A 7,439-nucleotide genomic window follows, 5' to 3' on the forward strand; every position below is an offset into this window, starting at 1 on the left:
TCGCGCGCGGTGCTGCGCCTGCCGGTGGCGCGCATCGCGGCGCCGGCCGCCTCAACCAACACGTAGACGGAGAAACCACATGAGCGAGAACAATTTCCTGGTGATCGACGACAACGAGGTGTTCGCGGGCACGCTCGCGCGCGGCCTCGAGCGCCGCGGCTATGCGGTCCAGCAGGCGCACGACAAGGAGGCGGCGCTGCGGCTCGCGGCCGGCGGCAAGTTCCAGTTCATCACCGTCGACCTGCATCTCGGCGAGGATTCGGGCCTGAGCCTGATCGCGCCGCTGTGCGACCTGCAGCCCGACGCGCGGATCCTCGTGCTGACCGGCTATGCGAGCATCGCGACCGCCGTGCAGGCCGTGAAGGAAGGCGCCGACAACTATCTCGCGAAGCCGGCGAACATCGAGTCGATCCTGGCCGCGCTGCAGACCAACGCCAGCGAAGTGCAGGCCGACGAGGCGCTCGAGAATCCGGTCGTGCTGTCGGTCGACCGGCTCGAATGGGAGCACATCCAGCGCGTGCTCGCGGAGAACAACAACAACATCTCGGCCACCGCGCGCGCGCTGAACATGCACCGCCGCACGCTGCAGCGCAAGCTCGCGAAGAAGCCGGTGCGCCAGTAAGCGGCGCTGCGCCGTCGGCCTGTCGCACCACGGCACCAACGGCACCAACGAAAACGGGCGGCCCGCCGGGCCGCCCGTTTCGCATTCGACGCCGTGCGCGTTACAGCACGTAGCGCGACAGGTCTTCGTCCTGCGATACTTCGCCGAGCGCACGCTCGACATATTTCGCGTCGATCGTCACGCGCTCGCCGGCGTGGTTGCCGGCCGAGAACGACACTTCCTCGAGCAGCTTCTCGATCACCGTGTAAAGCCGGCGCGCACCGATGTTCTCGGTCTTCTCGTTGACCGCATACGCGATCTCGGCGAGGCGGCGGATGCCGTCCGCGGCGAACTCGAGGTGCACGTCTTCCGTGGCGAGCAGCGCCTGATACTGCTTGACGAGGCTCGCGTCGGTCGCGTCGAGGATCGCCTCGAAATCCTCCACCGACAGCGAGTCGAGCTCGACGCGGATCGGAAAGCGCCCCTGCAGTTCGGGAATCAGGTCGCTCGGCTTCGCGAGGTGGAACGCGCCGCTCGCGATGAACAGGATGTGATCGGTCTTCACCATCCCGTACTTCGTGTTGACGGTCGTGCCCTCGACGAGCGGCAGCAGGTCGCGCTGCACGCCCTGGCGCGACACTTCGCCGCCGCTGCCTTCGTTGTTGCGCGACGTGATCTTGTCGATTTCGTCGAGGAACACGATGCCGTTCTGCTCGACGTTCTGCACGGCCTTCGTCTTCACTTCCTCGTCGTTGAGCATCTTCGCCGCTTCCTCGTCGGTCAGCAGCTTCAGCGCTTCCTTGATCTTTACCTTGCGGCGCTGCTTCTTGCCGCTGCCGAGGTTCGAGAACATCGAGCGGATCTGCTCGGTCATCTCTTCCATCCCCGGCGGCGCCATGATGTCCATGCCGGCCGACGGCTGCTCGAGGTCGAGCTCGACTTCCTTGTCGTCGAGCTGGCCTTCGCGCAGGCGCTTGCGGAAGGTCTGGCGCGTCGCGTTGTTGTCGTCGTTCGCGTGATCGGCGTTGCCGCCGAAGCCGACCGCGCGCGGTTGCGGCAGCAGGATGTCGAGGATGCGGTCTTCCGCCTGGTCGGTCGCCTTGCTGCGCACCTTGCGCATCTCGGATTCACGCGTCTGCTTGACCGAGATCTCGATCAGGTCGCGCACGATGCTGTCGACGTCACGGCCGACGTAGCCGACTTCGGTGAACTTGGTTGCTTCGATCTTGACGAACGGCGCATCGGCGAGCTTCGCGAGGCGGCGCGCGATTTCGGTCTTGCCGACGCCCGTCGGCCCGATCATCAGGATGTTCTTCGGCGTGATTTCCTGGCGCAGCGGCTCGCCGACCTGCTGGCGGCGCCAGCGGTTGCGCAGTGCGACCGCGACGGCCTTCTTCGCCTTGGCTTGACCGATGATGTGCTTGTCGAGTTCCGAGACGATCTCGGCAGGGGTCATGGTGCTCATGGTGCGGTCCTTACTCGATCGTTTCGATGATGCGGTTGTGGTTCGTGTAGATGCACATGTCGCCGGCGATCTCGAGCGACTTCTCGACGATTTCGCGCGGGGACAGCTCGGTGTTCTCCGCGAGCGCGCGGGCCGCGGCCTGCGCGTATGCGCCGCCCGAACCGATCGCGCAGATGCCGCCTTCCGGGTCGAGCACGTCGCCGTTGCCGGTGATCACGAGCGTGGTGGTTGCATCGGCCGTGATCAGCATCGCCTCGAGGCGGCGCAGCATCCGGTCGGTGCGCCAGTCCTTCGCGAGCTCGACCGCCGCGCGGGTCAGATTGCCCTGATGCTTCTCGAGCTTCGCCTCGAAGCGATCGAGCAGCGAGAACGCATCGGCGGTGCCGCCCGCGAATCCGACCAGAACCTGGTTGTTGTAGATCCGCCGCACTTTCCGCGCGCCACCCTTCATGACGATGTTGCCGAGGGTTACCTGGCCGTCGCCGCCGAGCGCGACCTTGTCGCCGCGCCGGACCGAAACGATGGTCGTGCCGTGAAATTGCTCCATCTGCGTTCCTTGAGAAAAACGGGGAAGAGTCGGGCGGCGCGAGGCGCCGCCGCGTGAATCGCAGTGCGCCGGGGAGCGGCCCGGCGCGCGTCCGATTCATTTTAGGGCGGGCGCCGGGATATCAAGAGGCGGAGGGGCAAATCGGCCGGCCGGGAGCCGGTGCCGGAAAAACAAAAAGCGCGCGGCAGGCCGCGCGCTTCCGGGAAGCAGCGTGTCAGAGCGGAACGCCGCTCGATTAGTCGCCGAACAGCTTCTGGCGCAGCTCGCGGCGCTCTTGCGCCTCGAGCGACAGCGTGGCCGTCGGGCGCGCGAGCAGGCGCGGGATGCCGATCGGTTCGCCGGTTTCCTCGCACCAGCCGTAATCGCCGGAATCGATGCGGGCGAGCGACTGCTGAACCTTCTTGAGGAGCTTGCGTTCGCGATCGCGCGTACGCAGCTCGAGCGCGTGCTCTTCCTCGATCGTCGCGCGATCGGCGGGGTCGGGCACGATCACCGTCTCGCGCAGATTCTCGGTCGTCTGGCCGGCATTCTTGAGGATGTCCGCCTGCAACTGTTCGAGCCGATTTTTGAAGAAGGCGAGCTGATCCTCATTCATGTAATCCTTGTCGCTCATCTTCAGGATTTCGGCTTCGGTCAAGAGTTTCTTCGTCATCTGCTTGCTTCTTCAATGTGCGGCAAATCAGGAGATATTGCCTGCACTTTGGGATTACCCGCAACCGCGCTTGCAATCATTTGCGATCTGCCGCCGCGGGGCCGAAAGCCTCTGGAAAACCGGTTCTCAAATACCAGGACAGGCCTGGCGCTGATTTGCGCGCGGCGAACCGGTGCTGCGCGGCAAATCGCATCGGCCGCGGCCGGGTGGCGGATGGGCGATCCGGCGCGGTTGCGACGCCCGGTATTGGTTCAGCAAGAACCGGGCCTGTTATTGCCGTACTCCAGCGGGCACGTATTGTAACTGAATCGCAAGCGGGCGCCGTATCGGGTCGATCCCCGTCGGCTGCGCCAATATCTAGAAAATATAACGCGCAAATCGCGAAAAAGCGATGACGGTGAAACCCTTGCCGCGCAAGCACCGCGGCCGCCCGCGAAGGCGGCCGCGTGGAAGGCGCCCCATGCCGGGGCCTGAACGCTCAGGCGAGGCAGGCGTCGAGGCCGTCGGTGATCAGGTCCTGCGGCAGATCGACGCCGATGAACACCATCTTGTTGGTCTTCTTCTCGACCGGCAGCCACTTCGCGGCAAGGTCGCTGCCCATCATCTGGTGCACGCCCTGGAACACGACCTTGCGATCGACGCCCTTCATGTACAGCACGCCCTTGTAGCGCAGCATCCGTTCGCCGTAGATCTGCAGGATGCCGCCGAGGAAGTCTTCCAGCTTGTTCGGGTCGAACGGGCGGTCGTTGCGATACACGAACGACTTGATCTTGTCGTCGTGGTGCGCGTGGTGATGGTGATGATGGCCGTGGTCGTGATCGTGCGCGCATTGACCGTGATCGTGGTCGCAATTGGCGTGATCGTGGTCATGATCATGATCGTGGTGATCGTGCGCGTGGTCGTCCTCGGCCAGGAAATCCGGGTCGATCTCGAGCTTCGCATTCAGGTTGAAGCCGCGCAGATCGAAGATTTCCTTGATGTCGGCTTCGCCGAAGTTGACGATCTTGATCGTCGCCTTCGGGTTCATGTGCATCAGGCGGTGCTTGAGGCCGGCGACGGTCTGGTCGTCGACGAGGTCCGACTTCGTGATGAACAGGCGGTCGGCGAAGCCGACCTGGCGCTGCACGACTTCGTGTTCGTCGAGCTGCGCGTTCGCGTGCTTCGCGTCGACGAGCGTGATGACCGCGTCGAGCAGGAAGTCGTCGGCGATTTCGCTGTCGATGAAGAAGGTCTGCGCGACGGGGCCCGGGTTCGCGAGGCCGGTGGTTTCGATCACGATGCGGTCGAAGTCGAGCTTGCCTTCGCGCTTCTTCGCGGCCAGATCGCCGAGCGCGCGGGCGAGGTCGCCGCGGATCGTGCAGCAGATGCAGCCGTTGCTCATCTGGATGATCTGCTCGTTCGAATCCTGCACGAGGATCTCGTTGTCGATGTTCTCTTCGCCGAACTCGTTCTCGATCACGGCGATCTTCATGCCGTGCTGTTCGTTCAGGATGCGCTTGAGCAGCGTCGTCTTGCCGCTGCCGAGGAAGCCGGTGAGGATGGTGACGGGAGTGGCCATGTCGGTCGCCTGTGGTTCGTGAATCGGGGTCAAAACCAGGATGTGCGTCGCGCCTCCCGCTGCGAGCGGGGGCGCACAACCATCCATTGAAACATACCTGTCAAGCCCCCGCCCGTCGTCCGGACGACAGGCGAAAGCGCTGGCCCGCCAGATCGCGCTGGCGCGCCGGGATGTCCGCCAAGATCGGGGCGATCAGACGATTTGCAACAGCAGGCCCTTCAGATATTCGCCTTCCGGGAACGCGGCGAGCAGCGGGTGGTCGACGCCCGCGCCGAGCCGCTTCAGGATGCGCGCGTCGACTTTCGCGTCGGCCGCCGCGCCGGCGACGATCTTCTGGAACAGGTCCATGTCGATCGCGCCCGAGCACGAGTACGTGAACAGCAGGCCGCCCGGGCGCAACAGCTTGAAGCCGCTCAGGTTGATGTCCTTGTAGGCGCGCGCCGCGCGATCGACGCTGTCGCGGGTCGGCGCGAACTTCGGCGGATCGAGCACGATCAGGTCGAAACGCTCGCCTTCGTCGACGAGGCGGCGCAGCGTCTTGAATGCATCGGCGTCGAGCCAGGTCGCGCGTTCGGCGTCGAAGCCGTTGGCCACGACGTTCTGCTGCGCGAGCGCGAGCGCATCGCCCGACGAGTCGATCGACACGACGCGTTTCGCGCCGCCCTTGAGCGCCGCGAGCGAGAAGCCGCCCGTGTAGCAGAAGCAGTTCAGCACGTCGCGCTCGGCCGCGTACTGCGCGACCAGCGCGCGGTTGTCGCGCTGGTCGACGTAGAAGCCCGTCTTGTGGCCGTTCGGCACGTCGACGTGATAGCGCACGCCGTTTTCGTTCGAGATCAGCGTCGCGGGCGGCGCATCGCCGGCCAGCACGCCGGTCGTCTGTTCGAGCCCTTCCTTGTCGCGGATCGACACGTCCGAGCGCTCGTACACGTTCGGGCAGCCGGTCGCGCCGGTGAGCGCCGCGACGATCGCCTCCTTCCATGCTTCGACGCCCGCGGCCATGAACTGGCAGACGAGCTGGCCGCGCGGCGCCGCGCCGGCTTCGGCGGTATCCGCGACGTAGTAGTCGACGATCAGCCCCGGCAGCCCGTCGGCCTCGCCGAACACGAGCCGCACCGCGCCCGTGCCCGACACCATCGTCGTCCGGTGCGCGACCGCGCGCTGCACGCGGCGCTTGAAGAATGCGTGATCGATCGGCTCGTTCTCGTCGAAGCTCCACACGCGCACGCGGATCTGCGACTGCGGGCTGTACGCGCCGCGAGCGAGGAAGCGGCCGTCGTGCGCACGCACGATCACGGTCGCGCCGGGCGCAGGCTTGCCGTCGACGCGGTCGATCGCATTGGCGTAGATCCACGGATGGCGGCGCAGCAGCGATTTTTCCTTGGACGGCTTGAGGGTGACGGTTTGCATGATGAGATCGAAATGGGCCGTGCGCGAAGCCGGCCGCGGCCGGCCGCCGCGCGCGGCGGGTAACACGGGACGCGCGTCAGTCGCGCTTCTTCGCGCGCGGATGCGCGCTGTCGTAAATCTTCGCGAGATGCTGGAAGTCGAGCGACGTATAGACCTGCGTCGCGGAGACGCTCGCGTGGCCGAGCAGTTCCTGCACCGCGCGCAGGTCGCCGCTCGACTGCAGCACGTGCGTCGCGAACGAGTGGCGCAGCACGTGCGGATGGACGTTGGCGGGGATGCCCGCGGTGAGCGCCGCGCGCTTCACGCGCTCGCGCACGACGCCCGGCGACATCCGGTTGCCGCGCACCGACACGAACAGCGGATGCGGGTCGTGCTTCACGAATTCGCCGCGCACCGCGAGCCACGCGTTCAGCGCATCGATCGCCTTGCGGCCGACCGGCACCTTGCGTTCCTTGTTGCCCTTGCCGCGCACGGTGACTTCGGCTTCGGCGAGATCGAGCCAGCCGGCCGAGCGGTAGCCGTCGGCCTGCGTATACATGACGTCGAGCCCGACCAGTTCGGCGAGGCGCAGCCCCGACGAATAGAACAGCTCGAGGATCGCGTGATCGCGGATGCCTTCGGTCGTGCCGGCGAGCGGCGCGTCCATCAGCGCCGATGCGTCGTCGACCGACAGCGCTTTCGGCAAAGTTTTCGGGCGCTTCGGCGCGCGCACCGCGGCGACCGGGTTCGCGGGCATCTCGATGCGCTGCGCGAGCCAGCGGTAGAACGCGCGCCAGGCGGACAGCCGGTGCGAGATCGAGCGCGCGGACAGTCCGCCCGCATGCGCGCGCGCGACCGCGCCGCGCATGTCGGCGGCCGTCAGCGCGTCGAGCGGGCGACCGGCGGCGAGCTTCTTCAGTTCGTCGAGTTCGTGCGTGTACGCACGCAGCGTGTGTTCCGACAGCTGCCTGACGTGCTTCAGGTTCGACAGGTAGGCGGCGATCGGATCGTCGGTCATCGCGGGCGCGACATCAGTGCGGCAGCAGGCGCGTGAGCGCGGCGCTCGCAAGCGTCGCGATCTGCGCGAGGAAGTCTGTCGCCATCCCGTCGTGGAAGCGGCGCGGATCGGGCGAGCCGAGCACGAGCAGGCCGAACGCGGGCGCATCGGTGCCGGCGAGCGGCGCGCGCAGCGCGAGCAGCGCGACCGATGCGGCCGAGCCGTCGCCGGCC

At 66.4% G+C, this 7,439-nt stretch carries 8 protein-coding genes; 1 reads left to right on the forward strand and 7 read right to left on the reverse strand.

From position 1 onward, the window contains the following. Nucleotides 1-79 precede the first annotated feature (79 nt). Nucleotides 80-622, forward strand: a complete 543-nt coding sequence (locus F3J14_RS32520) for a response regulator transcription factor (RefSeq protein ID WP_011658200.1) — start codon at nt 80-82, stop codon at nt 620-622. A 100-nt stretch (nt 623-722) separates the two neighbouring features. On the opposite strand, the gene hslU is transcribed toward F3J14_RS32520, so the two are convergent. From hslU to F3J14_RS32555, 7 genes are all read right to left on the reverse strand, one after another. Further along, nucleotides 723-2,066, reverse strand: a complete 1,344-nt coding sequence (gene hslU, locus F3J14_RS32525; RefSeq protein WP_166726407.1) for an ATP-dependent protease ATPase subunit HslU — start codon at nt 2,064-2,066, stop codon at nt 723-725. Nucleotides 2,067-2,076: 10 nt separating this feature from the next. After that, nucleotides 2,077-2,613 (reverse strand): ATP-dependent protease subunit HslV, encoded by a 537-nt coding sequence (gene hslV / locus F3J14_RS32530; RefSeq protein ID WP_006760749.1) that lies wholly within the window; start codon nt 2,611-2,613, stop codon nt 2,077-2,079. A gap of 235 nt (nt 2,614-2,848) precedes the next feature. After that, entirely contained in the window at nt 2,849-3,265 is a 417-nt protein-coding gene (dksA, locus tag F3J14_RS32535; RefSeq protein WP_006477498.1) for an RNA polymerase-binding protein DksA, read from the reverse strand. Nucleotides 3,266-3,743: 478 nt separating this feature from the next. Beyond that, nucleotides 3,744-4,823 carry a GTP-binding protein gene (locus F3J14_RS32540; RefSeq protein ID WP_166726408.1) on the reverse strand — a complete coding sequence of 360 codons (1,080 nt, stop codon included), beginning with the start codon at nt 4,821-4,823 and terminating at the stop codon, nt 3,744-3,746. 192 nt (nt 4,824-5,015) lie between these two features. Then, on the reverse strand, nt 5,016-6,230 hold the full coding sequence (locus F3J14_RS32545) for a class I SAM-dependent rRNA methyltransferase (RefSeq protein ID WP_166726409.1): 1,215 nt from the start codon (nt 6,228-6,230) through the stop codon (nt 5,016-5,018). A 76-nt stretch (nt 6,231-6,306) separates the two neighbouring features. Continuing rightward, entirely contained in the window at nt 6,307-7,227 is a 921-nt protein-coding gene (xerC, locus tag F3J14_RS32550; protein ID WP_166726410.1) for a tyrosine recombinase XerC, read from the reverse strand. Nucleotides 7,228-7,240: 13 nt separating this feature from the next. Beyond that, the coding region (locus F3J14_RS32555; protein WP_166726411.1) for a DUF484 family protein at nt 7,241-7,439 on the reverse strand (199 nt) is incomplete at its 5' end.

Source organism: Burkholderia sp. Tr-862, assembly GCF_011753085.1.
Classification (GTDB): domain Bacteria; phylum Pseudomonadota; class Gammaproteobacteria; order Burkholderiales; family Burkholderiaceae; genus Burkholderia; species Burkholderia ambifaria.

Excerpts from the sequence above, each read along its gene's own strand:
- xerC (WP_166726410.1), bottom strand. The coding sequence starts at position 7,227 with ATGACCGACGATCCGATCGCCGCCTACCTGTCGAACCTGAAGCACGTC.
- hslV (WP_006760749.1), bottom strand. The coding sequence starts at position 2,613 with ATGGAGCAATTTCACGGCACGACCATCGTTTCGGTCCGGCGCGGCGAC.
- hslU (WP_166726407.1), bottom strand. The coding sequence starts at position 2,066 with ATGAGCACCATGACCCCTGCCGAGATCGTCTCGGAACTCGACAAGCAC.
- F3J14_RS32545 (WP_166726409.1), bottom strand. The coding sequence starts at position 6,230 with ATGCAAACCGTCACCCTCAAGCCGTCCAAGGAAAAATCGCTGCTGCGC.
- F3J14_RS32540 (WP_166726408.1), bottom strand. The coding sequence starts at position 4,823 with ATGGCCACTCCCGTCACCATCCTCACCGGCTTCCTCGGCAGCGGCAAG.
- F3J14_RS32520 (WP_011658200.1), top strand. The coding sequence starts at position 80 with ATGAGCGAGAACAATTTCCTGGTGATCGACGACAACGAGGTGTTCGCG.
- dksA (WP_006477498.1), bottom strand. The coding sequence starts at position 3,265 with ATGACGAAGAAACTCTTGACCGAAGCCGAAATCCTGAAGATGAGCGAC.